Source organism: Reyranella sp. (assembly GCF_017305915.1).
In the GTDB taxonomy this organism is placed as follows: domain Bacteria; phylum Pseudomonadota; class Alphaproteobacteria; order Reyranellales; family Reyranellaceae; genus Reyranella.
The window spans coordinates 96,132-122,416 of the sequence record NZ_JAFKJN010000018.1; the positions used below are offsets into that span (position 1 = coordinate 96,132).

Sequence of the window (26,285 nt, forward strand, 5' to 3'; positions counted from 1 at the left end):
TTCAGACGTGGAAGGATTCGCCGCAGCCGCAGCGGCCCTTCTCGTTGGGATTCTTGAAGACGAAGCCCTGCTTGAGCTTCTCTTCCTCGTAGTCCATCTCGGTGCCGATCAGGAACAGCGACGCCTTGGGATCGATCAGGAGCTTGAGGCCCTGGCTCTCGACCACCTCGTCCATCGGCTCCTGCCTGTCGGCGAATTCGAGCGTGTAGCTGAGACCCGAGCAGCCCTTGGTGCGCACGCCGATGCGGATGCCGGCGGTCGGCTTGCCGCGGCCGTCGATCAGCGCCTTGGCGCGCTCCGCCGCCGCCGGCGACACCGTCATGAGCTGCGGACGCGGCCGACGGGGCCGCGTCGCGGTCGGCTTGGGGGCATCGGTAGTGATAGGCGTGCTCATTTCCGCTGTTACTCCGCGGCGTCCCTGGTCTCGTCCTTCTTGGCGATCTTGGTGCGATAGTCGGCGATCGCCGCCTTGATCGCGTCCTCGGCCAGGACCGAGCAATGGATCTTCACCGGCGGCAGCGCCAGGTGCTTGGCGATGTCGGTGTTCTTGATCGTCTCGGCCTCGTCGATCGTCTTGCCCTTCACCCATTCGGTGACGAGCGAGGACGACGCGATCGCCGAGCCGCAGCCGAAGGTCTTGAACTTGGCGTCCTCGATCAGGCCGTCGGCGCCGACCTTGATCTGCAGCTTCATGACGTCGCCGCAGGCCGGCGCACCGACCAGGCCGGTGCCGACATCCTCGGAGCTCTTGTCGAGCGACCCGATGTTGCGCGGGTTCTCGTAGTGGTCGATCAGCTTTGCGCTGTAGGTCATGACACTCTCCTCAATTCCCCAACACCGGCCGTTAGTGGGCCGCCCATTCGATTGACTTGATATCGATGCCTTCCTGGGCCATTTCCCAGAGCGGGCTCATTGCGCGCAGCTTGTTGACGTGGCGCACCAGCTCGTCGACCGCGGTGTCGACCTCGTGCTCGGTGGTGAAGCGGCCGAGGCCGATGCGCAGCGAGGTGTGGGCCATCTCCTCCTCGACGCCGAGCGCGCGCAGCACGTAGCTGGGCTCGAGCGACGCAGAGGTGCACGCCGAGCCGGACGACACCGACAGGCCCTTGATGCCCATCATCAGCGACTCACCCTCGACGTAGGCGAAGCTGATGTTGAGGTTGCCCGGGATGCGATGCTCGAGGTCGCCGTTGACCACGATCTCGGTCAGCTTGGCGTTGAGGCCCTTGAGCATGCGCTCCTGCAGCTTCTTCAGCCGCTTGGCCTCGCCGTCCATCTCCTTCAGGCAGATCTCGGCGGCCTCGCCCAGGCCGACGCACAGCGGCGTCGGCAGGGTGCCGGAGCGGAAGCCGCGCTCCTGGCCGCCGCCGACGATCAGCGGCACCAGGCGGACACGCGGCTTGCGGCGCACGTAGAGCGCGCCGATGCCCTTGGGCCCGTAGATCTTGTGGCCGGAGATGCTCATCAGGTCGATGTTCATCGCCTCGACGTCGAGCGGGATCTTGCCGGCGGCCTGCGCCGCATCGGTGTGGAAGAACACCTTCTTCTCGCGGCAGATCCTGCCGATCTCCTCCAGCGGCTGGATGACGCCGATCTCGTTGTTCACCGCCATGATCGACACCACCACCGTCTTGTCGGTGATCGCGTTGCGCAGTGCCTCGAGGTCGATCAGGCCGTTCTTCTGCACCGGCAGGTAGGTGACCTCGAAGCCGCTCTGCTCGAGATGGCGGCAGGTGTCGAGCACGCACTTGTGCTCCGTCACGGTGGTGACGATGTGATTCTTGCGGTCCTTGTAGAACTCGGCGACGCCGCGGATGGCGAGATTGTTCGACTCGGTGGCGCCTGAGGTGAAGATCACTTCCTTCTCGTCGGCGCCGATCAGCTTGGCGAGCTGGCCGCGCGCCTTCTCCACGCCCGCCTCGGCCTCCCAGCCATAGGAGTGGCTGCGCGAGTGCGGGTTGCCGAATTTGTAGGTGAAGTATGGCAGCATGACTTCGAGCACGCGCGGGTCCATCGGCGTGGTCGCCTGGTAGTCCAGGTAGATCGGCTGGTCGTTGCGCCGGATCTGGGAAAACGCGTTCATGCTAACCCCTTGAAATTCCTAGGCTGCCCGGGCTCCGGAAAAATCCGAGTACGTTACTCGGGTATATAGCGCCTGCCAGGCCGCGATCAAGCGTTCGATATCCTCAAAAACCGTGTTCCAGCCGCAACTTATGCGGATGGCCGTTTCGGCGTCGGCAATATCCACTCCCATCGCGGCCAGGACCGCCGACCGGCTCACCTTGCCCGAGGAGCAGGCCGAGCCGGCGCTGACCGCCACGCCCGCGAGATCGAGGGCCATGACCTGCGTCTCGGCCTTCACGCCCGGCATGGAGAGGCAGCTCGTATTGGGCAGCCGCGGCGCGCCGGCGCCATGGACCTTGCCCGGCAGGCTGGCCTCGAGGCGATCGCGCAAGGCCGGGGTGAGCCCGTCGCGCGACGCCTCCGCGGCCGCGCCGAAGCCCGCGATGCCGGCGACGTTCTCCGTGCCGGCGCGACGCCAGGCCTCCTGCCCGCCGCCGACCCGATCGGTCGCCAGCGGCGCACCCGCGCGCACGACCAGCGCACCGACACCCGTCGGGCCGCCAAGCTTGTGCGCGGACAGGCTGAGATAGTCGACGCCCAGGCCACGCAGATCGACCGGCACCTTGCCGGCGGCCTGCACGGCGTCGCAGTGCACCAGCGCGCCGGCTGCGCGCGCGAGTCGCACGACCTCGGCGACCGGCTGGATCACGCCGGTCTCGTTGTTGGCAAGCATCACCGACACCAGTGCCGGCCTGGCCGCGAGCAGGCGCTCGAGCGTCGCGAGATCGAGCAGGCCGTTGCCGTCGACCGGAAGGCGTTCCGCATCAGGCACCGCCCTGAGCACGCTCTCGTGCTCGATCGCCGACACCAGCACACGCCCGTGGCCACGCAGCGCCATGTTGTTGGCTTCGGTGCCGCCCGAGGTGAAGACGACCTCGCTCGGCAGCGCGCCGACGAGGCCCGCCACCTGCTTGCGTGCCTTGTCGAGGCGCGCCCGGGCGGCCCGGCCGGGGCGATGGACGGAAGACGGATTGCCGCCCGCCTGCAGCGCCTCGACCACGGCATCGAGCGCCACCGGCCGCAGCGGGCTGGTGGCGTTGTGGTCGAGGTACGTGTACGCGGCGGCCATGACGCAGCCGCCTCAGCTGGCCGCGGCCATCGTGTCGGAATTGGCCGGTGTCGGTGGCGCTTCGACGATGCGCGGCGCGAGCTTGCGCTCCAGCACGTCGTACAGGGTGACCGAGCTCAGGAACACATGGATCTGGTTGCCGAGCTCCTCCCACAGGTCGTGGGTGAGGCACTTGCTGCGATCGGCCCGGCAGCCGGCCTGGCCCATCTCGGTGCAGCGCGTCGCCTTGATCGGCTCGTCGACAGCCAGGATGATCTCCGACACCCGGGTCTCCGCCGAGCCGCGTGCCAGGCGGTAGCCGCCGCCCGGCCCGCGCACGCTTTTCACCAGCTCGGCGCGGCGCAGACGGGCGAATAGCTGCTCCAGATAGGACAGGGAAATCTCCTGACGGGCGGCGATGTCGGACAGGGAGACCGGCTTGGTCTGGGCATGACGGGCCAGGTCGACCATTGCCATCACGGCATAACGGCCTTTGGTGCTGAGCTTCACAGCATCCTCCTCCGCCTAAAGGTCTTGAAAACCAAGGCGTTGCTACGATATTCCAGCCCCCCGGATAGGGTTCTGGGAAAAACCAACCTATTAGCTCGGATTTAGTAAACCCGAGCTGGCAGGTCAAGTATCAAGATTTCTTCGCATTTTGCTGCCGTTCACCCGCGCCGGCGGCCAATAATGACGAATAACCGGAGTGAAGATGCCTGACGTGATGTTTACCGGTCCCGAGGGTCGCCTCGAGGGCCGCTATCACCAGAGCAAAGAAGAACACGCGCCAATTGCGCTGATCCTCCATCCCCATCCGCAATATGGCGGGACGATGAACCACAAGGTCGTCTTCTCGCTGTTCCACGTGTTCGTGAATCGCGGCTTCTCGGTGCTGCGCTTCAACACCCGTGGCGTGGGGCGCAGCCAGGGCCGCTTCGACAACGGCATGGGCGAGCTCAGCGACGCGGCCGCAGCGCTCGACTGGCTGCAGGCGATGAACGCCGATGCCAAGTCGTGCTGGATCGCCGGCTACTCGTTCGGCGCCTGGATCGGCATGCAGCTGCTGATGCGGCGGCCGGAGATCGACTGCTTCATCTCGGTGGCACCGCCGGCCAATTCGTACGATTTCGGCTTCCTCGCGCCCTGCCCGTCGTCCGGCCTGATCGTCGGCGCGGAGAAGGACGAGGTCGTGCCGCTCGCCGACATCCAGAAGCTGGTGGCGCGGCTGTCGCTGCAGAAGGGCATCACGGTGGAATCGCGCACCATCAAGGGCGCCAACCACTTCTTCCACGACTCGCTCGACAAGCTTGCGGTCGAGGTCGACAAGTACGTCGCCAAGTGCCTGATCAACCCGCCAGGCCGCGCGACCTCGAACAAGGAACCTTAAGCGCTACGCCGGCAGGTGCAGGCGCCCGCCGCAGAGCGGCGTGGGCGCGCCGGTCGTCGTCGGGAAGGTGAGCGGCAGGCGGCGCAGCGAGCGTACCGCCAGGAACGCGAAGGCCTGCGCTTCCAGCGCGTCGCCGTCCCAGCCCAGGGCCGAGGCCGGCACCACCGGCGTCCCCGTCTCCTCGGCAAGCGCCGCCAGCAGGGTCGGATTGCGGGCGCCGCCGCCGGTCACGATCCATCGCCGCGCCGGCGCCGGGAAGTGGCGTGCCGCCAGGGCGATCGCGCGCGCCGTCGCGCGGGTCAGGGTCGCCGCACCATCGGCCGCCGACAGCCCGTCGGCCCAGGCGTCATTGAAGTCGCCGCGATCGAGCGACTTGGGCGGCTTGCGCGCGAAGTAGAGGTGCTCGCCCCAGCGCTCCAGCCGCGTGCGGTCGACCTTGCCGGCAGCCGCCAGCGCCCCTTCGCTGTCGAAGCGCTGGCCGGCGCGGCGCACGCACCAGTCGTCGATCGGCCCGTTGCCCGGGCCGGTGTCGAAGGCGAGCAACGAACCGTCTTCGCCGATCCAGGTGACATTGGCGACGCCGCCAATGTTCACCACCGCGATGGGCCGCAGAAGCTCGCGCACCAGTGCGGCATGGAACACCGGCACCAGCGGCGCACCCTGCCCGCCCGCCAGCACATCGGCGCTGCGCATGTCGCCGATCGCGCGCACGCCGAGCGCCCGCGCGAGGCTGGCGCCGTCGCCGATCTGCCAGGTGAAGCGCTTCTCCGGCCGATGGGTGATGGTCTGGCCGTGGAAGCCCACGACATCGATCGTCGACAGGGCGACGCCGTGGACCGACGACCACTGCTTGACCGCCGCGACATGCGCCTCGGTCACGGCGCGCTCGGCCGCTTCGGTTCGCGCGTCCGGCTGCTCGGCACCGAAGGCCGCACGGATCGTGCGACGGACGTCGTCGGGATAGGAAACGGTCAGGGTCGGACCGAACGAGGCGATGCGCTCACCGTCGGTCTCCACCAGGGCCACGTCCACACCATCGACCGAAGTGCCGCTCATCAGGCCGAGGGTACGTAGGAAAGAAGCCATGACGCGAGTGTGTAACACCCGCGGCGGCTTTCGGACAGTCTGCGGCCTATTTCAGGGCGTCGCGCATGCGCGCGATGAACAATCCGTCCTGCGCGGGATCGAAGCGGCGCGCCGTCTTCCAGTCGTAGGCGATCCACGGCACGCGGCGGCGCTTGTCCTCGGGCTCCCAGGCGTAACGCGGCACCAGATGGCTGTGCAGCGCGGGCTCGGCGTTGCACAGCGTCTCGTAGTTGATGCGCTCGGCGTCGGTGACGGCGAGCAGCGCGTCGCCGGCGCCGATCATGTCGAGCGAATATTGGCTGCGGCCAGCCTCGTCGAGCGCGTTCAGGCTCTCGACCACCGGGTCGGCCAAGAGCACGCAGTAGCCGGGCAGCGGCTGGACGTCGCCGATCACCAGCCAGCCCGACTTCAGCCGGCTGATCACATAGGGATTCTGCCCGCTGCGGGCCGTTTCGACCCGCTCGACGATGAGATTCGCCACCTGCCCGCTCCGTTGAGGCCAAACAGCCGCCGTGTTACACCCGCGACCCTTCGCGGATAAGGGTCTTGGGAGATGGCGGCGTTCAAGTCTGACTTCATGCGGATCGTGCACGAGCGCGGCATGGTGCATCAGTGCAGCGATGCCGCGCGCCTCGACGAGCTGCTCTCGACCGGCATCCGCACCGCCTATATCGGCTTCGACTGCACCGCCGATTCGCTGCATATCGGCTCGCTGCTGCAGATCATGATGCTGCGCTGGTGGCAGAAGACCGGCAACAAGCCGGTCGTGCTGATGGGCGGCGGCACCACCAAGATCGGCGACCCGTCGGGCCGCGACGAGAGCCGCCAGCTCCTGACCGACGCGGTGATCGCCGCCAACATGGCCGGCATCCGTCGGGTGTTCGACAGGTACGTCACGTTCGGCGACGGCCCGACCGACGCGCTGATGGCCAACAATGCCGAGTGGCTCGACAAGCTGCTCTACATCCCGCTGCTGCGCGACGTCGGCCGGCACTTCTCGGTCAACCGCATGCTGACCATGGACTCGGTGCGGCTGCGGCTGGAGCGCGACCAGCCGCTGACCTTCCTCGAGTTCAACTACATGATCCTGCAGTCCTACGACTACGTCGAGCTGAAGAAGCGCCACGACTGCATCCTGCAGATGGGCGGCTCGGACCAGTGGGGCAACATCGTGATGGGCGCCGACCTCGGCCGCCGCATGGCGGGTGCCGAGCTGTTCGCGCTGACCACGCCGCTGATCGCGACCTCGTCCGGCGCCAAGATGGGCAAGACCGCGGCCGGCGCGGTGTGGCTGAACGCCGAACGCGTGTCGCCCTACGATTTCTGGCAGTACTGGCGCAACGTCGAGGACGAGGATGTCGGCCGCTTCCTGCGGACGTTCACCGAGCTGCCGCTCGACGAGATCGCCCGCCTCGAGGCGCTCGAGGGCCAGGAGATCAACGAGGCCAAGAAGATCCTCGCCACCGAGATCACCCGGCTCGCCCACGGCGACAAGGCCGCGACCGAAGCCGAGCAGACGGCGAAGCGGACCTTCGAGGAAGGCGGCAAGGCCGACAGCCTGCCCACGGTCAGCATCCCGCAGGCGCAGCTCGCCGAAGGCATCGCCGCCTTCGAGCTGTTCCACCAGGCCGGCCTCGCCGCCAGCCGCACCGAGGCGCGCAAGCTGATCAAGGGCGGCGGCGGGCGGCTGAACGACCAGCCGATCGCGTCCGACACGGCCGTGATCAAGCACAGCGACCTCGGCGCCGACGGCACGCTCAAGCTGTCGGCCGGCCGCAAGCGCCACGTGCTGGTGCGCGCCGCCTGATCTTCTGCGGATCAGCGCGTCGCGCGCCGTCCGGAAACGGTCGTCCCTAGGGCGCGCGGTCGGCCGGCGTCTCGGTGCGCATCGGCGGCGTTCCGCCGGCGCCGTTGAAGAGCTCGCGCAGCGCGCCCGGAGTCATGGCCGACATCATGTTGACGTCGGTCCTGAGGTCGTCGAGCGGCCCGTCGAGACGATAGGCGATCGCGAACACGCCGCCGTCCTTGCCGCCGGTCAGCAACGGCCCGAGCAGCGGCACGTTCGACAGCACGTTGTTGAGGGCGAAGCCCGGCACGACGATGCCGCGCAGGCTGGCCTCGTCCTTCGCCAGGTCAATGATGCCCGCGGTCGTGAGCCCGATCGACTTGCCCGAGGTGTGGCCGTCCTTGAGCTCGATGCGGTCGGCGACCTTGCCGATCGAGGCCTCGAGGCCGTCGAACTGCTGCAGCGGATTGCCGGCGCGGCCCAGCGCGTCGATGGTGGAATTGAGCGTGCCGACGCCGGTGCGCGGCGTCACCTTCTCCAGCCGGTAGGGGCCGAGCTTCAGCCGGCCGGCGAGCGGCATCTGCGGATGGGCGTCGTCGAAGCGGCCGCGCAGGTCGAGGTCGCCGCCGACGAAGCCGTCGAGCCAGCCGGTCTCCTTCAGGAGCTGGCCGAAGTCGGCGACATAGAAGCTGAGGCTGCGTCCCTGCCCCTCGCGCGCGACGCGGAACGTGCCCCCCTTGCCGGCGCCGAAGCCGATATCGGCCGACGCGATCCGGTCGCCCGACAGCTCGACCCGGCCGCCGACCGATCCCAGGCTGCCCTGCTCCAGCCCGAAGCGGCCGAGCTGGATGGCGAGGCGGGTGCTCTCGCGCGCCGTCGCCGCTGCACCGCCGGGCGTCGCCTTGGCCAGCTCCTCGCGCGTCTTCAGGATCGCGCGCAGGCGGGAATATTCCAGCGACTGGCCGTGCAAGGCGACGTCGACGCCGTTCGCGGTGCGCCGCCATTCGCCCGCGATGTCGGTCGCCCCGACCTGAAGCTGACTGACGGCGACCTGCTGGACGCTGTTGTTGTCGCCGAACCGCACCTGGCCTTTGGCGGTGAGGCTGGGCGCACGCCCCTCGAAATCGGCCGTCGCAAGCTTGCCGCCGGCTGCCATCTTCATGGCGAAGGTGAGCTGCCCGTCGCTGCCCGCCGTCTTGGTCCAGCCGAACGGCGTCGTCATCGTGGCGCCCTTGAGATCGAACTTGCCGAGCAGCTCGCTCGTGCCGTTGTCGGCGACCTGGTAGGTCAGGCTGGTGACGCCGACCGGCCCGGCGATGTAGGGCTCGGGCGACGGGAAGCCCGCCTTGGCGATCAGCGCCGCCGGGACCGTGCCCTTGAGCTCGTAGCGCTGCCGGTACGGCGCGCGCGGGCTGAACTGCTCGCGCCACACGATGTCGACGGCGTTGCCGTCGAGCTTGCCGATACCGGTCACGTTGAGCTGCGAGTTGGCGTAGACGACGCGGCCCACCGCCTCGCCGAGGTCGACGTCGCCGATCGCGTTCTTGAGGGCGAAGCCCGACACCGCGGCTTCGGCCTTGATGTCGATCTCGGCCACGGTCAGCGCATTGATCAGCGGGAACCTGAGGCTGAGGTCGACCGCGACATCGCCGGCCACCCGCTTGGGGTCGTAGAGCATGTCGCGCGGCAGGCCGAGCTTGGGCCGCGCCAGCAGCGCCACGACCGACGGCGCCGTCCCCTTGATCGGCAGGCGCAGCGACGCGTAGTGCGGCCCCGGGCCGTCGAGGCCGGTCATGTCGATGATGGCCCCGGTCACTGCAAGCCCGACGGCAGTGCCGCCGGCGACGTCGAAATGCAACGTGCCGGCCTCGAAGCGCGCCTTGCCCGAAACGTTTTGAAGCTCGGGCATGTGCGGCATGTAGTGCACCGTCATGCCGCGATACTCGAGGAAGGCGACGTTGCGATCGACGCTCAGCTGCTCGAGGTCGTTGCCCGGCGTGCTCAGCGCGAACTCGGTCGCGACGTCGAGCGAGCCGCCGCTCAGGTTGGCCATCGCCCACGCCCGGCCGCCCGGCGCGAGGTCGGCCGGCCAGTAGTCGCCCAGCCGGTCGACCGGGATCTGCTTGACCTCGGCGCGGCCAATGAAGGTCTGGCCCTGCTCGGTGCGCAAGCCAGTGCCGGTGACGGTGGTCTTGGCGACGCCCAGATCGACGTCGATATGGTCGATGCGGGCGGTGTGGGACGCCGCGTCGACATGGGCGAGCGCATTGACCGAGCGCACCTTGTGGCTGGCCGTCAGGATGCCCGGCAGGGTGATGGTGCCGGCGCCTGCGGTGACTTCCATGGTGACCGTCTTGACCTCGCCCTGACCAGTGGCCTCGACCTGCAGCCGGCCCGACAGCGCGATGTCGAGCCCGCGCAGGATGGCGGTGTCGGGCGACAGGTCGGCCAGCATCGACGGCTTCATGCCGTCGAGACCGGCCTCGAACGAGATGCGACTGCGGTCGCGCGCGTAGGTGCCCGACAGCGAAACCCGGAAGGGCTCATGCGTGCCGACTCTGAAGTGGGCATTGGCCGAGATGGCGACGCCCGCGGCGTCGCGCTTCAGCCGCGCCTGGACGTCGGGCGCGACCCAGGTTACGCCCGACGGCACGTCGCGCAGCGAGATGCGGGCGTTGGTCACCTCGACCGTGTCGAGCTGGCCGATCACCGAATGGTAGTTGGGCTCCGACAGCAGCTGCTCGATCAGCAGGTCGACGAACTCGCCCGACGAGCCCGAGTCGCTCCGGGCCAGCACGCGCTGCAGCATGCCGCCCTCGCGCGTCATGTCGGCCTCGAGGGTCGGCTGGTCGACCACGACCGAGGTCGGCAGCAGCCGGCCGCGCACCGCGCTGCGCGGATCGAACGACAGGGCGACACGGGGTGCCGAGGCGATCTCCCTGTCGCGGGCATCGGTCACATGCAGGCCGGTGAAGATCAGGCGCATCGGCTCCTTGAGCCCACCCCAGTCGGCGTAGATGTGCAGGGCACTGACCCGCACCCGCCCGTCGGGCGTGTCGAATTCGTTGGGGAAGTTCGGCCGCAGCAGCTCGAGGTCGACCGGGCCGGACAGCAGGCGCAGCACGACGGCGGTCATCAGCACCGCCGCGACCCCGATAGCTGCCGTCACGGCGCGTGCGCAAAACCGGAACGTCTTGATGACCAAAGTTCTTTACTTCCGCGTTGACCGAGGGCGCCTGCGCTGACCAATGTACCGGCCGCCCCTTCCCATGTCTTGGTTTTCGACCGACCGCCTGCCCCGCCCCCATGATGCCGAGCGGCTGGCTGTCGCCTGGACGCGCTGGCGCGAAGCCGCAGCGATGCCGGACAGCACCGCCGCCGAGGCATTGCTCGACGCGCTGTTCGGCAATAGTCCGTATCTCACCGAGACGGCACTACAGAACCCGAGTTTCATGGCCGATCTGTGGCGCGACGGTCCCGATGCTGCGATCGAGCGGCTCGAGGCCGACGTCGCGACGGTGCTGGCCGAAGCGCGCGGCGGTGCCGTGCCGGAGACCATCGCCGCACGCCTGCGCCGGCTGAAGCGCAGCGTGGCGCTCGGCGTCGCCGTCGCCGACATCGCCGGCGCCTGGCCGCTCGAGCGCATCACCGGCACGCTGAGCCGCTTCGCCTCGGCCTCGATCGACGCACTGACCGCGGCGATCCTGCTGCAGCTCGAGCGCGAGGGGCATCTGGCGCTGGGCGGCGAGCCGCAGGCGGCGGCCTTCACCGTGCTCGGCATGGGCAAGCTCGGTGCCGGCGAGCTCAACTACTCGAGCGACATCGATCTGATCCTGCTGTACGACCGCGAGGCGCCGGCACTGGCGGACAATGAGCAACTATCGCGCCATTTCGTGCGCGTCTCGCGCATGCTGGTGCAACAGATGTCGGAGGTGTCGGGCGACGGCTACATCTTCCGCACCGACCTGCGCCTGCGCCCCGACCCCGGCTCGACGCCGCTCGCCATGTCGGTACAGGCGGCCGAGCTCTACTACGAGAGCGTCGGTCAGAACTGGGAACGCGCGGCGATGATCAAGGCGCATCCGGTGGCCGGCAACACGGCCGTCGGGGCGGAGTTCCTCGCCGCCCTTCGACCCTATATCTGGCGGCGCCATCTCGACTTCGCGGCGATCCACGACATCCATTCGATCAAGCGCCAGATCGACGCCCATCGCGGCGGCGGCACGGTCAAGGTCGCCGGCCACAATGTGAAGCTCGGCCGCGGCGGCATCCGCGAGATCGAGTTCTTCGCCCAGACCCAGCAACTGATCTTCGGCGGCCGCGAGCCGGCGCTGCGGCTGCGCGGCACCTGCGAGACCCTGCGCGCGCTCGCCGCCGCCGGCCATGTCGAGCCGCGCGCCACCGCCGAGCTGATCGCCGACTACGGCTTCCTGCGCCGGGTCGAGCACCGTCTGCAGATGGTCGCCGACCAGCAGACCCACAGCCTGCCCGAGGACGAGGCCGGGCTGGCCGCGATCGCCACCTTCCTCGGCTATCCCGATTCGCGCGCCTTCCAGGACGAGATGCTGGCGACGCTGCGCCGGGTCGAGAGCCATTACGCCCGCCTGTTCGAGGAGGCGCCGAGCCTCGCCGGGCCGGGCGGCAACCTGGTCTTCACCGGCACCGACGACGATCCCGGGACGCTCGAGACCCTGCGCGGCCTGGGCTTCCGCGACGTCTCGGCGGCGGCCGGCGTGGTGCGGCGCTGGCATCACGGCCGCTACCGCTCGACCACCTCGGCGCGGGCGCGCGAGCTCCTGACCGAGCTGATGCCGGCGCTGCTCAAGGCGCTCGGCGAGACCGCGGCGCCCGACCAGGCGCTGCTGAACTTCGACCTCTTCCTCAGCAACCTGCCGGCGGGCGTGCAGCTCTTCTCGCTGTTCAAGTCCAATCCGGCGCTGCTCGAGCTGGTCGCCGCCATCATGGGCAGCGCCCCCGGGCTGGCGGCACAGCTCGCGCGGCGCACCGTGCTGCTCGATTCGGTTCTGTCGTCGGACTTCTATGCCGCGCTGCCGTCGACCGCGGACATGACCGACGAGCTCTCGCGCCTGCTGGCGCAGGTCGAGGACGAGCAGGACATCCTCGACGCCGCGCGGCGCTGGACCAACGAGCAGCGCTTCCAGGTCGGCGTGCAGCAGCTCAAGCGCATGCTGGGGCCGGCACAGGCGGGCCTCGCCTACTCCGATATCGCCCAGGCGACCATCGCGGCATTGTGCGATCGCGTCGAGAAGAACTTCGCCCGCCAGCACGGCGCCTTCGGCGGCCAGCGGCTGGCCGTCCTGGCGCTGGGCAAGCTCGGCAGCCGCGAGATGTCGGCGACCTCCGACCTCGACCTGATCTTCGTCTACGACATTCCCCCCGGGCTCGACGCGTCGGACGGGCCGCAGCCGCTGGCCCCGACCCAGTACTACACGCGGCTCAGCAGCAAGATCGTCACCGCCCTGACGGCGCTGACCAACGAGGGCGCGCTGTACGAGGTCGACATGCGCTTGCGGCCGTCGGGGCGCGCCGGCCCGCTGGCCAACTCGCTCGAAGGCTTCGAGACCTATCACGCGCAATCGGCCTGGACCTGGGAGCACATGGCGCTGACCCGCGCCCGCGTCATCCACGGCCCGGCCGAGCTGGTCGAGCGGCTTCGGAGCATCATCCTCGGCACCCTGCGCCGGCCGCGCGACGGCGCCGCGCTGCTGCGCGACGTCGCCGACATGCGCGACCGCATCGCCAAGCACGCGCCGCCCAAGAGCCCGTGGGACTTCAAGCACCTGCGCGGCGGCCTGTTCGACATCGACTTCGTCGCCCAGTACCTGGCGCTGCGCCATGCCGCCGAGCAGCCGGCGATCCTCGACGTTCATCCCGCCGAGGTGCTGCGCCACGCCGCCGGCCTCGGCCTGCTCGACCCGGCGGATGCGCAGCAATTGCGCACCGCCCGCCGCTCGATGTCGGACGTGCAGAGCCTGCTGCGGCTCACCCTCAACGGCGACGAATCGTCGTTCGACGAGAGCAAGGCGCCGGAAGGCCAGCGCCGGCTGATCGCCCAGACGCAGGACGTGCCCGACATCGCGGCCCTGCGCGCCCGCCTCGCCGAGGAAACGGCGGCGGCGCGTGCTATTTATGAGAAGATCGTCGATACCCCGGCCCGCGCGGCGGGCTGGACAGGGAGAGCGGCATGAGCGTCGAGGAAGGCAAGAAGGCGCCGGATTTCACGGGCGCGACGGACGGTGGGGGCAAGCTCAAGCTCTCGGAGCTGCGCGGCAGGCCGGTGGTGCTCTACTTCTATCCCAAGGACGACACGCCGGGCTGCACCACCGAGGCCTGCGGCTTCCGCGATTCAGCGGCCGCCTTCAAGAAGCTCAAGGCGCAGGTGGTCGGCGTCAGCAAGGACAGCGTCGCCCGCCACGACAAGTTCAAGGCCAAGTACAAGCTCAACTTCCCGCTGGTGTCCGACGAGGACGGCAAGATCTGCGAGAAATACGGTACCTGGATCGAGAAGAGCCTCTACGGCCGCAAGTACATGGGCATCGATCGCGCCACCTTCCTGATCGACAAGGACGGTGCGGTCCGCAGGATCTGGCGCAAGGTGAAGGTGAACGGCCACGTCGACGAGGTCGCAGAGGCGCTGAAGGCACTCTAGCCGGGTATCCGACGAAACAAACTGATACACCCACCGGCTCCTCGCCCCGCTAGGCTCGCGATTGCGATGCGGCGAGGAGCGAAGCAATGCGCATCCTGATCGACGACAAGCCGGTGGATCATCTCATATCACGCCGAAGCAGGAAGGCGCCTTCTTCCTGTCCAAGGTCCAGGAGCGGGTGCAGGGTAGGATACTCACGCCTGCCGAAGCCACGGACATCTTCATCGCCCAGACCAGGCGCTGGTTCATGATCTTCGGATCGATCGGACTCGTGCTGATGATCGGCATCGTCATTGCCGGTGCGGTCGGCGAGCCGAACAGCACCCTCGTCTTCATCCTCTTCGCGCTGGTCATGAGCGGCGCGCTGGTGCTCTTCATGGCCTGGATCCTGCACCGCCGCGTGCGCGTCTTCAGCGGCAAGCTGGAGCGCCGCTGCGAAGGCCTGATGCCGGTCGGTACCGTGCTCGGCATCGATGCCGCAGCCTTGTCGGTCGGCCCCGAGACATATGCCTGGCCGATGCTTGCCCTCGATACCGTGGCGCTGTCGAGCGGCAGCGTGGCGTCCGGCGAGACCTCGACCCCGATCCTGATCGTCGAGCGGCTGTCGGTGACGGCGCGTGGCAAGACCTTCGTGCTCGACCGCGCCATGACCGAGAACGGCATGCTGCTGGTGGACAATGCGTGGCGGCGCCTGCGCGCCGCCACCCCGCGCTGAAGCCGCCTACTTCTTGCCGGGCGTCCAGCCGTAGATCTTCGAGAGGGTGCCGCCCATCAGCTTGGCGCGGTCGGCATCGCCCAGCCGGTCGGTGACGCGGAAGGACTCGACTCCTTCCTTATAGGTCAGGACGTTGACCGCGCGCGTCCAGTCGGTGCCCCACATGCAGCGCTCGAGGCCGAAGGCGTCGAAGATGCGGAACAGCGGATCCCAGATGTCCTTGTAGGGGAACTTCTCGTGGCTGAGCGTGCAGGCGCCGGTGATCTTGATCGCGACGTTCTTGTTCTCGGCGAGCTTCAGCACGTGCGGCAGCTCCTTCCACGGCTCGTTCGGCGCCGGCGGGGCGAAGGGCTGCTCGAGGCCGAGATGGTCGAGCACGATCTGCGTGTCGGGATTGCGCCTGGCGAGTTGGTCGAGCTGGCCGAGCCGGTCGCGCGCCAGCATGTTGACCGGCAGGTCGTACTTGGCTGCCGCCGCGAGGATGCGGTTGATGCCGGGATCGGCCGGATCCTTGGAGATCTCGTCGGTCATCATGATGCGGATGGCGACGGTCCCGGCCATGGCGGCCCATTCGGCGATCGTGTCCTCGACCTTGGGATCGTTGGCGTTGACCGGCTTGACGACGCCGAAGCGGCCGGGATGCGCCTTCTGCACCGCCACCGCGTAGGACGCGTCCCAGCGATACATGGTGTAGACCGAGACCAGGATCGCGCCGTCGACGCCGACGGTGTCCATCGCCTTGATCATGTCCTCGGCGGTGACCTCGGGCGGGCCGGCGAGCACGGCAGTCCATGGCCGGCCGGGATGGTTGCGCTCGTAGCAATGGACCTGGGCGTCGATGACGGGCATGGCGTTCCTCCGGCCGCAGAATTGCAAATCCGCCCTGCCCTGTCATGATGCCGCGCGTGGGGAGAGCCGATATGTGGAAGTGGTTCGCGGTTGCTGCGCTCGTGCTCGTGACGGGCTGCGCCGACCGCCAGGTCGCCCGGCAGGTGGCATCATGCGCGACGCCGATGGGCGTGGGTTACGTCGGGCCGTGCTGGGATGGCACCGACCGTACCGATCGCACCAGTCGCGACGACCTGACCGATCGCACCGACCGCAGGCTGCGCGACGATCTCACCGACCGGACCGACCGCTCCAACCGCGACGACACGACCGACCGCACGGTGTGGTGCGCCGAGCCCGCGATGGTGATCGTCGCGCCGTCCTTCATGGTCTTCTTCGATTGGGACAAGTCCGACCTCAGCGCGCAGGCGCTGGAGACCATCCAGCGCGCCGCCGTGGCCTACCGCACCAAGGGCGGCGCGCAGATCAAGGCGACCGGCAACACCGACCGGTCGGGCCCCGAGACCTACAACATGGCGCTGTCGCTGCGACGGGCCAACGCGGTGAAGAACGCGCTGGTCCAGGCCGGCGTGCGCGAGTCGGACATCTCGGTCGTCGGACTCGGCGAGAGCCAGCCGCTGGTGCCGACCGCCGACGGCGTGCGCGAGGCGCAGAACCGCCGCGTCGAGATCGTGATCCGCTGACGCGATTTCCGACCAGACATGGTCGGAAATGCGCGCCGTCAGGCCGGGACGGTCAGGTCCACGGCTCGCGCTTTGTGGGCATAGACATCGATCTTGGCCCACATGCGGCCGCGGACCACCTTGTCCGCTTCCTCAGCCGTCGCGAACGGGCCGTGCCAGGCCATGGTCTCCGCAAGCGGCCTGTTCCAGTTCGCCCGCCCATTCTCGATGGCGTACTCGGCCTCGAACACGAACCACATCGCAGACTCCTTCGTCGTCGCTGCGCTAGGATAGCGGAATGACCGTCGAAAGTGTCCGCGCGTTCTTGTCCTCCCATGCTCCCGACATCGAGATCCTCGAGAGCAGCGGCAGCACCGCCACCGTCGAGCTGGCGGCGATCGGCCACGGCGTGCAGCCGGCGCAGATCGCCAAGACGCTGTCGCTCCGCATCAAGGATCGCACCCTGCTGATCGTCGCCTCCGGCACGGCGCGGCTGAACAACCGCAAGATCAAGGACGTGCTGGGCGGCAAGCCGCGGATGCTGACCGCCGACGAGGTGGTCTCGGCGACCGGCCATCCGGTCGGCGGCGTCTGCCCGTTCGGGCTGGCGACGCCGCTGCCGGTCTATTGCGATGTCTCGTTGAAGGCGTTCGACGAGGTGGTGCCCGCGGCGGGCTCCACCCACTCCGCCCTGCGCATCAGCCCGGCCCGCATGGCCGAGCTGGTCGAGGCGGAATGGGTCGATGTCTGCGACTAGCGGGGCAATCAGCCCCGGTGACTAGACTAGCCAAGCGGCAGCGGGTCGACCTCCCAGCGGTAGCCGAACGACGGGTAGTTGGCGATGCAGGCGAAGTTGGCATCGAGCGCCCGGAACTTGTTGCGGATGCGCTTGATGCAGGACCGCACGTTGGTGCGATAGCCGTCTTCGCCGCTGCCGGCGATGAAGCCGGTATGGTGCATGGTGTCGTAGACTGCACGGTAGGTCAGATGGTTGCCGAGGTTGGTCGCCAGCAGGTGGACGATCTTGTACTCGGTCAGCGTCAGGCCGACGTCGGCGCCGTTCCAGCTCGCGCGGCAGACGCGGGTCTTGAGCTGCAGGAGCCCCACCTCCAGCGATTCGTCGGCCCGCATCACCTCCGGCTTCTTCGACGAGTCGAGGATCAGCCGGATGCGCTTGGCGAGGATCGGCAGACCGCGCGTCTTGTCGACGAAGTCGAGCGCGCCGTGATCGAGCGCCAGGTTCTCGAGGTTGGGCGTCGAGCGGCCGGTCAGCAGCACGACCGGCAGCAGCACGCCGGCGCGGCGCAGCCGTGGGATCAGGTCGATGCCGGAGAGCGTCGGCAGGTTCCAGTCGAGCACGATCACGTCGGCCGAGGCGCCGTTGGCGAAGGCATCGAGCAGCGCCGCGCCTTCGGCGAAGCACTCGACCTCGAAGCCGAGATCCTCGAGCTCGGCGGCCGCAGCCTCGCGGAATCCGTCGTCATCCTCCACCAACACCAAGCGGACCGTTTGCTGCAGCTCTTCCCTGCCCCTGCCCATGCCGGTGCCAATACGCGGCCCCGCGTGCGTTGTGGGCGCGTTGAACGACGTTGTCATGAGAGCTCCCTTCCATAGCCACGGGATACTCAACGCCGGAGTCCGCAAATAATCTCGTGAATATGTCACCGCCTCAGAACGATCACAGGGTTCACACAGAGCGCCTGCACTGGCGAGGTGCGGTTTCGGCCGCTACGATCGGGCGATGACGCCGTTCTGGCGAACCTTTGTGCAACGGCTGTTCGCTGCGCCCGAAAGCGCGACCGTCCGTGTCGCGCGCGACATCAACCGTTACACCATCGGCTTCTGTCCGGGCTGCAAGCGGCTGCGCGGCGTCGCCAGCCTCGCCTGCGACTACTGCGGCAGCACGCGCCCGGTCGTTCCGGATGCCTGACAGCGCTTTCGTTCCGCCGCGTGGCGGCGGCCGTCGCTGTAACTACTTGGCTAGGTAGTCGTACACGACCTCGCCGAGACCGAGCGTGAGGTCGGTGACGAAATGCGTGGCCGACAGGACCTCGCGCACCGGCAGGCGCGCGACGTCGCACAGGGCGTGGTCGAACAGCTGCAGCGCTGCCGGCCCGGACCATGCACCCTTCACGGTGACGTCCTTGCAGTAGTAGCGCACGAGCTCGCAGATGCGCGGCGTACAATCGACGTGCGGGATGATCTTGATCATGAAGTTGGGCTTCGCCAGCGACTGGCGGATCGGCTCGTGGTCGAGCACGCGGTGCTTGTAGCCCATGGTGGCGTTGACGCAGAGCACGCTGCCGAAATGCAGGGTGCAGACCAGCGTCTCGCTTTCGTGGCCGATCACCGGCTTGGCGAGCTTCTTAGGGAAGCCCCAGATCTCGCGGCCGCCGGCGATCGGCCCCTCGTCGTCGAGGTACATGGCGTGCACGTAGCCGCCTTCCTGCACGGTGCCGTCCTTGTCCTCGAAGTGCACCGGGATGACCTGGCCGGTCTCGGTGTAGTCGCCGAAGCCGGTCGAATCGGGCATCCGGATGCACTCGTAGTTGACCGTGTCGCCGGCCGGCACCAGCGGCTCGGGCACCAGCTTGTGCAGCAGCGCCGGGTCGGTGCGGTATTTGATGATGATGAATTCGCGATTGTAGAACCGGTACGGCCCCGGCGGGAAAGCCGGGTTGTTGAGCGGCATGGCGAAGGCCTTGGCGCGCACGTCGTCGAGCTTCATCGTTCGGATCTCCGGGAAGGGCGCCTGCGGGCGTGCAATCAGTATACCGAAGGGACGTGCATCTCGGCCGGAACCGGCTCGCGATGATAGTCGGGCTTGCGCTGGCGCGCCGGCAGGATGACCGCCGAATGCGGCACGTCGTCGTACGGGATCTGCTGCAGCAGGTGGTGGATGCAGTTGAGGCGCGCCGCCTTCTTGTCGACGCCCTCGACCACCCACCAGCGCGCCTCGGGGATGTGCGTCCGGTGCAGCATCTCCTCCTTGGCCTTGGTGTAATCTTCCCAGCGGCGGCGGGATTCGAGGTCCATCGGCGAGAGCTTCCACTGCTTCAGCGGATCGCGGATGCGCATCATGAACCGCAGGTTCTGCTCGTCGTCGGTGATCGAGAACCAGTACTTCAGCAGGATGATGCCCGAGCGCGCCAGCATGCGCTCGAACTCCGGCACGTCGCGGAAGAACTCCTCGGTCTGCTCCGGCGTGCAGAAGCCCATGACCCGCTCGACGCCGGCGCGGTTGTACCAACTGCGGTCGAACAGCACCATCTCGCCGGCCGCCGGCAGGTGCGAGACGTAGCGCTGGAAGTACCACTGGGTGCGCTCGCGCTCGGTCGGCGCCGACAGCGCGACCGTGCGGCAGATGCGCGGATTGAGGCGCTGCGTGATGCGCTTGATCACGCCGCCCTTGCCGGCCGCGTCGCGGCCCTCGAACAGCACGACCACCTTGAGCCCCTTGTGCACCACCCAGTGCTGCAGCCGGACCAGCTCGCGCTGCAGACGCAGCAGCTCCTTGAAGTAGTGATTGCGCCCGACGCCCGCGGCCGGCGCCCGGTCGTGCTCCTCGATCAGCAGGGCCAGGCGATCGTCGTCCAGCTCGAGCTCGCGCTCCTCGTCGAGGCTGTCGAGGATCTCGTCGTGGATGCGCGCCCGCATGTCCGGCGTATCCCTGGTGTCGCTCATCGGCGTTGGCTCCGTCGGTTCAAAGTCCGTCCTCGCGATGCCCATCGTGGACCGCGACCCTGGCCCTCCGGCGGCATGGCGATCCACACCCGGTGCTTCAGGATGCGCCCGATGTTACCCCCGATGTTGCCAGCCACGTCGCCCATCGATCGTTCCCGCCAAGAAGCCCATTGGCCCATCAAGCCGTGAAAGGTTCGTGACGATGGACAGGCAAGCCGGCCCCCATCACCCTGCCGTAACGCGCAGGCTATCTCCTGCGGTCCTGGTCCTCGCGGAGCAGTCATGATCGACATCCCGACGGTGAGCCCGGCATGACGGTTACGGTGCTGCCGGCGTCGACGCCGCCGCCGCGTCTGCGGCTGGCGCTCGGCGCCCTGGGCGTGGTGTTCGGCGACATCGGCACCAGCCCGCTCTATGCCTTCCGCGAGAGCTTCATCGGCCCCCATCGCCTGCCGATCGACCGGCTGCACGTGATGGGCGTGCTGTCGCTGATCTTCTGGGCGCTCATCCTGGTGGTGACCGTCAAGTACGTGCTGATCACCATGCGCGCCGACAACCGCGGCGAAGGCGGCTCGTTCGCGCTGCTGGCGCTGATCCGCCGGGTGACGCCGCGCGCCCGTCTGCTGCCTTTCCTGTCGATGGCGGCGTTGCTGGCGACGGCGCTGCTGTACGGCGATGCCGTGATCACGCCGGCGATCTCGATCCTGTCCGCCGTCGAGGGCCTCGCGCTGGTCGACGAAGGCCTCGCCGTCGCCGTGGTCCCGATCACCCTGGTGATCGTGCTGGCGATGTTCGCGATCCAGCATTTCGGCACCAGCGCCGTCGGCCGCTATTTCGGCCCGATCATGCTCGGCTGGTTCGCGGTGATCGGCCTGCTGGGCGCGGTGAACCTGGCCGAGCGGCCGGAGGTGCTGCTGGCCGCCAGCCCCGCCCATGCCGTCGCCTTCGTCGCGGTCGAGCCGATGCTGGCGTTCCTCACCATGAGCACCGTGGTGCTCACGATCACCGGCGCCGAGGCGCTGTTCGCCGACATGGGCCACTTCGGCCGCAAGCCGATTTCCAATGCGTGGGTCTTCGTCGTGCTGCCGGCGCTGCTGCTCTGCTACGCCGGCCAGGCCGCGCTGCTGCTGCAACAGCCAGGTGCGGTGGACCAGCTATTCTTCCTGCTCGGGCCGCGCTGGACGCTATGGCCCATGCTGGCGCTGGCGACGGTGGCCACGGTGATCGCCAGCCAGTCGGCGATCACCGGCGCCTTCTCGGTCACCCAGCAGGCCATCCAGCTCGGCTACCTGCCGCGCCTGAAGATCGTCCACACCTCCTCCGCCGAGCGCGGCCAGGTCTTCGTGCCGGCGATCAACGCCCTGCTCTGCGCCGCCGTGCTCGGCCTGGTGCTGGGCTTCCGCTCGTCGTCGGCGTTGGCCGCGGCCTACGGCTTCGCGGTGACCGCCACCATGGTGCTGACCAGCGTCATCATGGCCTTCGTCATCTTCCGCATCTGGCGCCTGCGCCGGGTCTGGATGTACGGGCTGTTCGCCGTCCTGTTCGCCTTCGACCTCGCGCTGTTCTCGGCTTCGGCGACCAAGATCCCCGACGGCGCCTGGCTGCCGCTGGCGATCGCCGCGGCACTGATGCTGATCTTCATGACCTGGTCGCGCGGCCGCGAGCTGCTGGCCGCGCACGTGGCGGCGGAGAAGCTCCCGGTCGCCGATTTCCTGCGCACCTGCCCGAGCATCCAGCGCGTGCCCGGGATGGCGATCTACTTCACGCGCGATCCCGGCGGCGTGCCGGTGGCGCTGCTGCACAGCCTCAAGCACTACCACGTGCTGCACGACAAGGTGCTGCTGCTGACCATCCGCACGGCTCTGATCCCGCACGTCAAGCACATCCATCGGCTGCACTTCGAGGAGCTGGCGCCGGGCACCGCGCGCGCCATCCTGACCTTCGGCTTCCGCGACGAGCCCAATGTGCCGAAGGCGCTGGGCTACCTGCCGATCGAATGGCAGGAGGAAACCCTGCGCATCGGCTATGTGCTGGGCCGCCAAATCCTGATCCCGGCGGCGCATTCCAAGATGCCGCTGTGGCAGGAGACGCTGTTCGCCATCATGGTGCGGCTGGCCGGCTCGGCGATGGAGTACTACCGCCTGCCGCCGGACCGCGTGGTCGAGCTCGGCAGCCAGGTCGAGATCTGAGCCGGCCCTCCGGCGGCATCCCGCCCGGAATCCGGCCGACCGGCGGACACATCCGATGCCGATTCCATAAGGATTTTTGGCGAGAATCCGGAATCCGGCGCTACCCCCCGGCCGGACGCCCGCGGACGGCCGGACGGACAACCTGTTGAAAGCTCACATCCGGCGGCGGGAGGGCACGATCACCGCGCGCCCGCTGGGCGTGCGCTCGATGGCGACGGCGACTCCGTAAACCGCCGACAGCCGTTCGCCGGTCAGGACGTCATCCGGCGGGCCGTAGACGACCAGCCGGCCATCGGCGATCACCGCCACGCGGGTCGCGAGCTCGTGCGCCTGGTCGGGATCGTGGGTCGAGAAGACGATGCCGAAGCCCTGCTCGCGCAGGGCGCGCACGCGGTCGAGCACCAGCAGGCGGTTGCCGAGATCGAGGCTGGCGGTCGGCTCGTCCATCACCAGCAGCGGCGCATCCTGGGCAAGCGCCCGCGCCACCAGGGCGAGCTGGCGCTGCCCGCCCGAGATGCGGTTGGCGTCGGCATCGGCGAGATCGAGGATGCCGAGATCGGCCAGCGCCGCCCGCGCCCGCTCACGGTCGACCGCACGCGGCCCGGCGAACGGGCCGAGATGGGCGGTGCGGCCCATCAGCACGAGGTCGAGGACGCTGTAGGCAAACTCCATCACCTGCGCCTGCGGGACGTAGGCGATGGTTCGCGCCATCTCGGTGCGCGTCAGGGCCTCGATCTCGCGGCCGCCGAGCCGGACCTCGCCAGCCTTGGCTGGGATCAGGCCGAGCAAGGTCTTGAACAGTGTCGTCTTGCCGGCGCCGTTGGGGCCGAGCAGGCACAGCACCTCGCCGCGCGCCAGCGCGAGGTCGATGCCCGAGGCGACGAGGCGCGGCCCGTAGCCGATCGAGAGCGCGCGCGCTTCGAGCACCGTCAGCTCCACATCCGCCGGCCGCGGGCCAGCAGCCAGACGAAAACCGGCGCCCCGAGGAGCGCCGTCAGCAGGCCCAACGGGATTTCGATACGGGCGGCCGTGCGGGCGACGGTATCGATCAGCACCAGGAACGCCGCCCCGGCCAGCAGCGAGGCCGGCAGCACGCGGTCGTAACGCGGCCCGACCAGCAGCCGCGCCATGTGCGGGATGACGAGGCCGATCCAGCCGATGACGCCGGACACCGAGACTGCGGTCGCGGTGATCAGCGTCGCTGCGCCGATCACCACGCCGCGCACCAGCCGCACATTGACGCCGAGCGCGCGGGCCTCGTCGTCGCCGAGCGACATCACGCCGATCCGCCAGCGCAGCGCCACCAGCGGCACGAGGCCCACGATCACCAGCGGCACGACGATCTGCACGTCGCCGACCTTGATGCCCGACAGGCTGCCGAGCAGCCAGAAGGTGATCGCCGGGAGCTGGTTGTAGGGATCGGCCAGCACCTTCACCAGCGAGATGCCGGCGCCGGCCAGCGCGCCGACCACGATTCCGGCCAGCACCAGCACGAGGATCTCGTTCTGGCTGCGCAGCGCGCGGGCGAGGCCGTAGACGAGCAGCACTGTCGCGAGACCGGTCGAGAAGCCCAACAGTTGAATTCCGATCACCGGCAGCGACAGCAGGATGCCGAGCACGGCGCCGAAGCCCGCGCCGGCCGAGACGCCGAGGATGTCGGGCGAGACCAGCGGATTGCGGAACAGCGTCTGGTAGCTTGCCCCCGCCCCGGCGAGCGCCGCGCCGACCGCCAGCGCGGCGGCGATGCGCGGCAGGCGGATCTGGAACAGCACGGTGTCGACCGGCGCGACCGGTTGGCCCCAGCGCAGGATCGCCGATACGACCTCGCCCGGCCTGGCAGGATAAGGCCCGAGCATCGCAGCGAGCAGCACGGCGCCCAGCAGGATCAGCAGCAGCGTCCCGAGGACCAGCGCCACCCGCGGGGTGTCAGTGCGAGCCACCGAGCAATCGATCGAGTTGGGCGTCGCTCGGCGTCACGCCGTAGAACAGACCGTAGAAGTCGCGCGTGTCGGCGCGCAGGTCGAGCCTGGCCTCGGCCGGATAAAAGGTCTGCAGCAGCCAGCGCAGGCCGATCAGCCGGTTGAGCGACGGCGGCGCGTCGATCCAGCCCCATGGCAGGCTGGGCGCGAGGAACACCCTGCCCTCCTTCACCGCGCGCACCTGGTCCCAGCCGGGCTTGGTCTTCACGCCGTCGAAGAAGGCGCGGTCCATCGTGATCACGATCTCGGGCTGCCAGGCGATGAGCTGCTCCATCGACGCGGTCGCGATGTTACCGCGGCCGCCCACGCCCTCGACGAGGTTGGTCGCACCAACGCGCTCGATGATCTCGGTGTTGATCGAGCCGCGCGCGCCGGTCTCCAGCCCCCCGGGCCCGCGCGCGAGATAGACGCGCGGCCGCTTGTCGGGCGGTACCTTGGTGAGCACCCCGTCGACCAGCGCCAAGGTTTTGTCCGCATAGGCCGCGAGCGTCGCGCCGCGCGGCTGGCGCCCGAGCACATCGGCGGCGAGCTTCAGCGACTCGGCCGTCGCGGCGAAGCGGCCGTCGATCAGCACATAGGGAATGCCGGTCTGGCTCTGCACGCGGTCGGCCAGCGAGACGTAGGTCTGCGTGGTCGAGCCGAAGTCGAGCACCAGGTCGGGCTTGGCGGCGACCAGGCGCTCCAGGCTCACCGTGTCGCCGCGTCCGGTCAGGCGGCCGGTCTCCGGCAGGTCGCGCGCCGGTGCGGCGAGGAACTCCTTCTCGGCCGGCGACGGCTGGCGGATCCAGCCGACCATGGCGTCGCGCGCCAGCACATAGGCCAGCACCGAGGCCGGCGGCCCGGCGACGAACACGCGCTCGACCTTGGCCGGCAGCGTGACCGCGCGCTTGGCCGAATCGACGACCGTGCGGCTCTGCGCCAGTGCCGGCCGCGCCAGCAGGCCGCTGCCGAGCAATGCCAGCGCGTGCCGGCGTCTCATGACTTGTCGCCGACCTGGAAGTCGCCGGCCTGCGCCGGAGCGAGCGGCTTGAACAGCGTGCGGTCGGGCTTGACGTCGATCAGCGGCGTGCCGTCGAGGCAGTCGAGGCCGCGCACCAGCAGGCTCGAGCCCTCGACCTCGACGAGTTGCACGATCGAGGTGCCGATCGGGTTGGGCCGCGCCGGCGTGCGCAGCGAGAACACACCACGGCCGTTGCCGTCGCTCTTGGGTGCTTGCATCACCAGGTCGCGGCGCGATTCGTGCAGCCAGTACAGCACCTCGAGTCGCTCGAACTCGGCAATGCTGTCGAGGCCCCTGTCCCAGGGTGCGAACAGCTCGATGCGGCAGGTCGGCCCGTCCGGCCGGCCCTGGCGCGGACAGGCCAGCCGGTCGGTCCACGGCGTGTGGATGCGGCCGATGAAGTAGAGCTCGGCGTCGGTGCGCGCCGGCAGGTCGATCACCAGCTCGCCGGGGCGGACCTCGTTGAGGCGAACCATGACGGCCTCAGTCGAGGCCGATCATCACGTCCGAGGCCTTGACCACGGCATAGGCGGTGTCGCCGACCTTGAGCTTCAGCTCGTCGACCGCCTCGTTGGTGATCGAGGCCGTGACGACGGTGCCGTTCACGTCCAGCCGTACATGCGCGGTGGTGGCGCCCTTCTTGACCTCGACGATCCTGCCCTTGAGCCGGTTGCGCGCGCTGATCTTCATGGCGACCTCGACCGTTATTCCTGGACAAAGATAACGGTTTTTCGTCCCCTCGCGCAAACGGCTAGAAGGTCGTCTTGCCGCGGATCGAGATGGCAATGTGGGCGAAGTCGGACTCGGGCGTGGCGCCGTGCCAGTGCTTCTCGCCGGCCGGGATGACGACGAAGTCGCCCGGCCGGATATGGATCTCTTCCTTCTCCGTCGCGATGATCCCCTCGCCCTTGGTGACGTAGAGCACCTGGTCGAAGTCATGGACATGGAAGACGTTCACCGCACCCTTGTCGAAGTTGATGATGTTGGTGCGCAGATCGCTGCTGTCCGAATCGAGCACCGGCTGGACGGTGACCCGTCCCTTGAACAGGCCGCCGCCGCGTTCTTTCTGCTCGATCTCGCTGGTCCGCAGGACTTGCATGGTTCCT

The 26,285-nt window shown here is 68.6% G+C and carries 28 protein-coding genes; 9 read left to right on the forward strand and 19 right to left on the reverse strand.

Features of this window, described 5'->3' with window-relative positions; genetic code table 11:
* Position 1: 1 nt before the first annotated feature.
* Genes J0J01_RS17630 through J0J01_RS17650 form a run of 5 tightly spaced genes read right to left on the reverse strand, consistent with a single transcriptional unit; the run spans position 2 to position 3,682 of the window.
* Positions 2–394, reverse strand: coding sequence for an iron-sulfur cluster assembly accessory protein (locus J0J01_RS17630; protein ID WP_296382891.1), 393 nt, complete (start codon positions 392–394; stop codon positions 2–4).
* Positions 395–402: 8 nt separating this feature from the next.
* Positions 403–813 carry a Fe-S cluster assembly scaffold IscU gene (gene iscU, locus J0J01_RS17635; protein ID WP_296382893.1) on the reverse strand — a complete coding sequence of 137 codons (411 nt, stop codon included), beginning with the start codon at positions 811–813 and terminating at the stop codon, positions 403–405.
* A gap of 31 nt (positions 814–844) precedes the next feature.
* A complete protein-coding gene (locus tag J0J01_RS17640; protein ID WP_296382895.1) occupies positions 845–2,083 on the reverse strand; it encodes an IscS subfamily cysteine desulfurase in 1,239 nt (412 codons plus the stop codon).
* Between the two features lie 18 nt (positions 2,084–2,101).
* Positions 2,102–3,193 carry a cysteine desulfurase family protein gene (locus J0J01_RS17645; RefSeq protein WP_296382897.1) on the reverse strand — a complete coding sequence of 364 codons (1,092 nt, stop codon included), beginning with the start codon at positions 3,191–3,193 and terminating at the stop codon, positions 2,102–2,104.
* Between the two features lie 12 nt (positions 3,194–3,205).
* Positions 3,206–3,682 (reverse strand): Rrf2 family transcriptional regulator, encoded by a 477-nt coding sequence (locus J0J01_RS17650; protein WP_296382899.1) that lies wholly within the window; start codon positions 3,680–3,682, stop codon positions 3,206–3,208.
* Positions 3,683–3,884: 202 nt separating this feature from the next.
* On the opposite strand from J0J01_RS17650, the gene J0J01_RS17655 reads away from it, so the two are divergent.
* Positions 3,885–4,559 carry an alpha/beta hydrolase gene (locus J0J01_RS17655; protein ID WP_296382901.1) on the forward strand — a complete coding sequence of 225 codons (675 nt, stop codon included), beginning with the start codon at positions 3,885–3,887 and terminating at the stop codon, positions 4,557–4,559.
* A gap of 3 nt (positions 4,560–4,562) precedes the next feature.
* Here the strand turns inward: J0J01_RS17655 and J0J01_RS17660 are convergent, their stop codons facing one another.
* Positions 4,563–5,645 carry an anhydro-N-acetylmuramic acid kinase gene (locus J0J01_RS17660; RefSeq protein ID WP_296382905.1) on the reverse strand — a complete coding sequence of 361 codons (1,083 nt, stop codon included), beginning with the start codon at positions 5,643–5,645 and terminating at the stop codon, positions 4,563–4,565.
* 46 nt (positions 5,646–5,691) lie between these two features.
* The gene (locus J0J01_RS17665; protein ID WP_296382906.1) at positions 5,692–6,126 is read right to left on the reverse strand and encodes a hypothetical protein; all 435 of its coding nucleotides are present in this window, start codon (positions 6,124–6,126) and stop codon (positions 5,692–5,694) included.
* A 72-nt stretch (positions 6,127–6,198) separates the two neighbouring features.
* Between J0J01_RS17665 and tyrS the strand changes: the two genes are divergently transcribed.
* A complete protein-coding gene (tyrS, locus tag J0J01_RS17670; RefSeq protein ID WP_296382907.1) occupies positions 6,199–7,452 on the forward strand; it encodes a tyrosine--tRNA ligase in 1,254 nt (417 codons plus the stop codon).
* A 46-nt stretch (positions 7,453–7,498) separates the two neighbouring features.
* On the opposite strand, the gene J0J01_RS17675 is transcribed toward tyrS, so the two are convergent.
* Complete coding sequence (locus J0J01_RS17675) at positions 7,499–10,600, reverse strand: DUF3971 domain-containing protein (protein ID WP_296382909.1); 3,102 nt, start codon at positions 10,598–10,600, stop codon at positions 7,499–7,501.
* A 100-nt stretch (positions 10,601–10,700) separates the two neighbouring features.
* Between J0J01_RS17675 and J0J01_RS17680 the strand changes: the two genes are divergently transcribed.
* The 3 genes from J0J01_RS17680 (at position 10,701) to J0J01_RS17690 (ending at position 14,816) form a co-directional block, all read left to right on the forward strand.
* A complete protein-coding gene (locus J0J01_RS17680) occupies positions 10,701–13,640 on the forward strand; it encodes a bifunctional [glutamine synthetase] adenylyltransferase/[glutamine synthetase]-adenylyl-L-tyrosine phosphorylase (RefSeq protein ID WP_296382912.1) in 2,940 nt (979 codons plus the stop codon).
* A complete protein-coding gene (gene bcp, locus J0J01_RS17685; protein WP_296382914.1) occupies positions 13,637–14,101 on the forward strand; it encodes a thioredoxin-dependent thiol peroxidase in 465 nt (154 codons plus the stop codon). The genes J0J01_RS17680 and bcp overlap by 4 nt, the downstream gene beginning before the upstream one ends.
* Before the next feature lie 178 nt (positions 14,102–14,279).
* Positions 14,280–14,816, forward strand: a complete 537-nt coding sequence (locus J0J01_RS17690) for a hypothetical protein (protein WP_296382915.1) — start codon at positions 14,280–14,282, stop codon at positions 14,814–14,816.
* A gap of 6 nt (positions 14,817–14,822) precedes the next feature.
* Here the strand turns inward: J0J01_RS17690 and J0J01_RS17695 are convergent, their stop codons facing one another.
* Positions 14,823–15,665, reverse strand: coding sequence for an amidohydrolase family protein (locus tag J0J01_RS17695; protein WP_296382917.1), 843 nt, complete (start codon positions 15,663–15,665; stop codon positions 14,823–14,825).
* Positions 15,666–15,736: 71 nt separating this feature from the next.
* Here J0J01_RS17695 and J0J01_RS17700 point away from each other — a divergent pair, with 71 nt between their 5' ends.
* Entirely contained in the window at positions 15,737–16,348 is a 612-nt protein-coding gene (locus J0J01_RS17700) for an OmpA family protein (protein ID WP_296382919.1), read from the forward strand.
* 38 nt (positions 16,349–16,386) lie between these two features.
* Here J0J01_RS17700 and J0J01_RS17705 read toward each other — a convergent pair whose 3' ends face one another.
* Positions 16,387–16,587, reverse strand: a complete 201-nt coding sequence (locus tag J0J01_RS17705; protein ID WP_296382922.1) for a hypothetical protein — start codon at positions 16,585–16,587, stop codon at positions 16,387–16,389.
* Between the two features lie 38 nt (positions 16,588–16,625).
* On the opposite strand from J0J01_RS17705, the gene J0J01_RS17710 reads away from it, so the two are divergent.
* The gene (locus tag J0J01_RS17710) at positions 16,626–17,084 is read left to right on the forward strand and encodes a YbaK/EbsC family protein (RefSeq protein ID WP_296382924.1); all 459 of its coding nucleotides are present in this window, start codon (positions 16,626–16,628) and stop codon (positions 17,082–17,084) included.
* 26 nt (positions 17,085–17,110) lie between these two features.
* Here J0J01_RS17710 and J0J01_RS17715 read toward each other — a convergent pair whose 3' ends face one another.
* Complete coding sequence (locus J0J01_RS17715) at positions 17,111–17,824, reverse strand: response regulator transcription factor (RefSeq protein WP_296382926.1); 714 nt, start codon at positions 17,822–17,824, stop codon at positions 17,111–17,113.
* A gap of 244 nt (positions 17,825–18,068) precedes the next feature.
* Here J0J01_RS17715 and J0J01_RS17720 point away from each other — a divergent pair, with 244 nt between their 5' ends.
* Positions 18,069–18,257 (forward strand): hypothetical protein, encoded by a 189-nt coding sequence (locus J0J01_RS17720; protein ID WP_296382928.1) that lies wholly within the window; start codon positions 18,069–18,071, stop codon positions 18,255–18,257.
* Between the two features lie 42 nt (positions 18,258–18,299).
* On the opposite strand, the gene J0J01_RS17725 is transcribed toward J0J01_RS17720, so the two are convergent.
* Positions 18,300–19,055, reverse strand: coding sequence for an acetoacetate decarboxylase (locus J0J01_RS17725; protein WP_296382929.1), 756 nt, complete (start codon positions 19,053–19,055; stop codon positions 18,300–18,302).
* A 38-nt stretch (positions 19,056–19,093) separates the two neighbouring features.
* Positions 19,094–20,011: a polyphosphate kinase 2 gene (gene ppk2 / locus J0J01_RS17730; RefSeq protein WP_296382931.1), complete on the reverse strand. Its 918-nt coding sequence runs from the start codon at positions 20,009–20,011 to the stop codon at positions 19,094–19,096.
* Positions 20,012–20,322: 311 nt separating this feature from the next.
* Here ppk2 and J0J01_RS17735 point away from each other — a divergent pair, with 311 nt between their 5' ends.
* Positions 20,323–22,200, forward strand: coding sequence for a KUP/HAK/KT family potassium transporter (locus J0J01_RS17735; protein WP_296382933.1), 1,878 nt, complete (start codon positions 20,323–20,325; stop codon positions 22,198–22,200).
* A gap of 153 nt (positions 22,201–22,353) precedes the next feature.
* Here the strand turns inward: J0J01_RS17735 and J0J01_RS17740 are convergent, their stop codons facing one another.
* The 6 genes from J0J01_RS17740 to J0J01_RS17765 all read right to left on the reverse strand — a co-directional run bounded on the left by J0J01_RS17740 (position 22,354) and on the right by J0J01_RS17765 (position 26,278).
* The gene (locus J0J01_RS17740; RefSeq protein ID WP_365737401.1) at positions 22,354–23,127 is read right to left on the reverse strand and encodes an ABC transporter ATP-binding protein; all 774 of its coding nucleotides are present in this window, start codon (positions 23,125–23,127) and stop codon (positions 22,354–22,356) included.
* Between the two features lie 2 nt (positions 23,128–23,129).
* On the reverse strand, positions 23,130–24,140 hold the full coding sequence (locus J0J01_RS17745; RefSeq protein WP_296382935.1) for an iron ABC transporter permease: 1,011 nt from the start codon (positions 24,138–24,140) through the stop codon (positions 23,130–23,132).
* Positions 24,127–25,158: an iron ABC transporter substrate-binding protein gene (locus J0J01_RS17750; protein WP_296382937.1), complete on the reverse strand. Its 1,032-nt coding sequence runs from the start codon at positions 25,156–25,158 to the stop codon at positions 24,127–24,129. Before J0J01_RS17750 ends, J0J01_RS17745 begins: the two co-directional genes overlap by 14 nt.
* Positions 25,155–25,655: a tRNA (N6-threonylcarbamoyladenosine(37)-N6)-methyltransferase TrmO gene (tsaA, locus tag J0J01_RS17755; RefSeq protein WP_296382939.1), complete on the reverse strand. Its 501-nt coding sequence runs from the start codon at positions 25,653–25,655 to the stop codon at positions 25,155–25,157. Before tsaA ends, J0J01_RS17750 begins: the two co-directional genes overlap by 4 nt.
* A 7-nt stretch (positions 25,656–25,662) precedes the next feature.
* A complete protein-coding gene (locus J0J01_RS17760) occupies positions 25,663–25,869 on the reverse strand; it encodes a molybdopterin-binding protein (protein WP_296382940.1) in 207 nt (68 codons plus the stop codon).
* A gap of 61 nt (positions 25,870–25,930) precedes the next feature.
* A complete protein-coding gene (locus J0J01_RS17765; protein WP_296382942.1) occupies positions 25,931–26,278 on the reverse strand; it encodes a cupin domain-containing protein in 348 nt (115 codons plus the stop codon).
* Between the last annotated feature and the right edge of the window lie 7 nt (positions 26,279–26,285).

Coding starts and splice junctions, on each gene's coding strand:
- iscU (WP_296382893.1), bottom strand. CDS start 813: ATGACCTACAGCGCAAAGCTGATCGACCACTACGAGAACCCGCGCAAC.
- J0J01_RS17705 (WP_296382922.1), bottom strand. CDS start 16,587: ATGTGGTTCGTGTTCGAGGCCGAGTACGCCATCGAGAATGGGCGGGCG.
- J0J01_RS17710 (WP_296382924.1), top strand. CDS start 16,626: ATGACCGTCGAAAGTGTCCGCGCGTTCTTGTCCTCCCATGCTCCCGAC.
- J0J01_RS17720 (WP_296382928.1), top strand. CDS start 18,069: ATGACGCCGTTCTGGCGAACCTTTGTGCAACGGCTGTTCGCTGCGCCC.
- J0J01_RS17735 (WP_296382933.1), top strand. CDS start 20,323: ATGACGGTTACGGTGCTGCCGGCGTCGACGCCGCCGCCGCGTCTGCGG.
- bcp (WP_296382914.1), top strand. CDS start 13,637: ATGAGCGTCGAGGAAGGCAAGAAGGCGCCGGATTTCACGGGCGCGACG.
- J0J01_RS17725 (WP_296382929.1), bottom strand. CDS start 19,055: ATGAAGCTCGACGACGTGCGCGCCAAGGCCTTCGCCATGCCGCTCAAC.
- ppk2 (WP_296382931.1), bottom strand. CDS start 20,011: ATGAGCGACACCAGGGATACGCCGGACATGCGGGCGCGCATCCACGAC.
- J0J01_RS17660 (WP_296382905.1), bottom strand. CDS start 5,645: ATGGCTTCTTTCCTACGTACCCTCGGCCTGATGAGCGGCACTTCGGTC.
- J0J01_RS17695 (WP_296382917.1), bottom strand. CDS start 15,665: ATGCCCGTCATCGACGCCCAGGTCCATTGCTACGAGCGCAACCATCCC.
- tsaA (WP_296382939.1), bottom strand. CDS start 25,655: ATGGTTCGCCTCAACGAGGTCCGCCCCGGCGAGCTGGTGATCGACCTG.
- J0J01_RS17640 (WP_296382895.1), bottom strand. CDS start 2,083: ATGAACGCGTTTTCCCAGATCCGGCGCAACGACCAGCCGATCTACCTG.
- J0J01_RS17645 (WP_296382897.1), bottom strand. CDS start 3,193: ATGGCCGCCGCGTACACGTACCTCGACCACAACGCCACCAGCCCGCTG.
- J0J01_RS17630 (WP_296382891.1), bottom strand. CDS start 394: ATGAGCACGCCTATCACTACCGATGCCCCCAAGCCGACCGCGACGCGG.
- tyrS (WP_296382907.1), top strand. CDS start 6,199: ATGGCGGCGTTCAAGTCTGACTTCATGCGGATCGTGCACGAGCGCGGC.
- J0J01_RS17765 (WP_296382942.1), bottom strand. CDS start 26,278: ATGCAAGTCCTGCGGACCAGCGAGATCGAGCAGAAAGAACGCGGCGGC.
- J0J01_RS17750 (WP_296382937.1), bottom strand. CDS start 25,158: ATGAGACGCCGGCACGCGCTGGCATTGCTCGGCAGCGGCCTGCTGGCG.
- J0J01_RS17655 (WP_296382901.1), top strand. CDS start 3,885: ATGCCTGACGTGATGTTTACCGGTCCCGAGGGTCGCCTCGAGGGCCGC.
- J0J01_RS17760 (WP_296382940.1), bottom strand. CDS start 25,869: ATGAAGATCAGCGCGCGCAACCGGCTCAAGGGCAGGATCGTCGAGGTC.
- J0J01_RS17680 (WP_296382912.1), top strand. CDS start 10,701: ATGTCTTGGTTTTCGACCGACCGCCTGCCCCGCCCCCATGATGCCGAG.
- J0J01_RS17700 (WP_296382919.1), top strand. CDS start 15,737: ATGTGGAAGTGGTTCGCGGTTGCTGCGCTCGTGCTCGTGACGGGCTGC.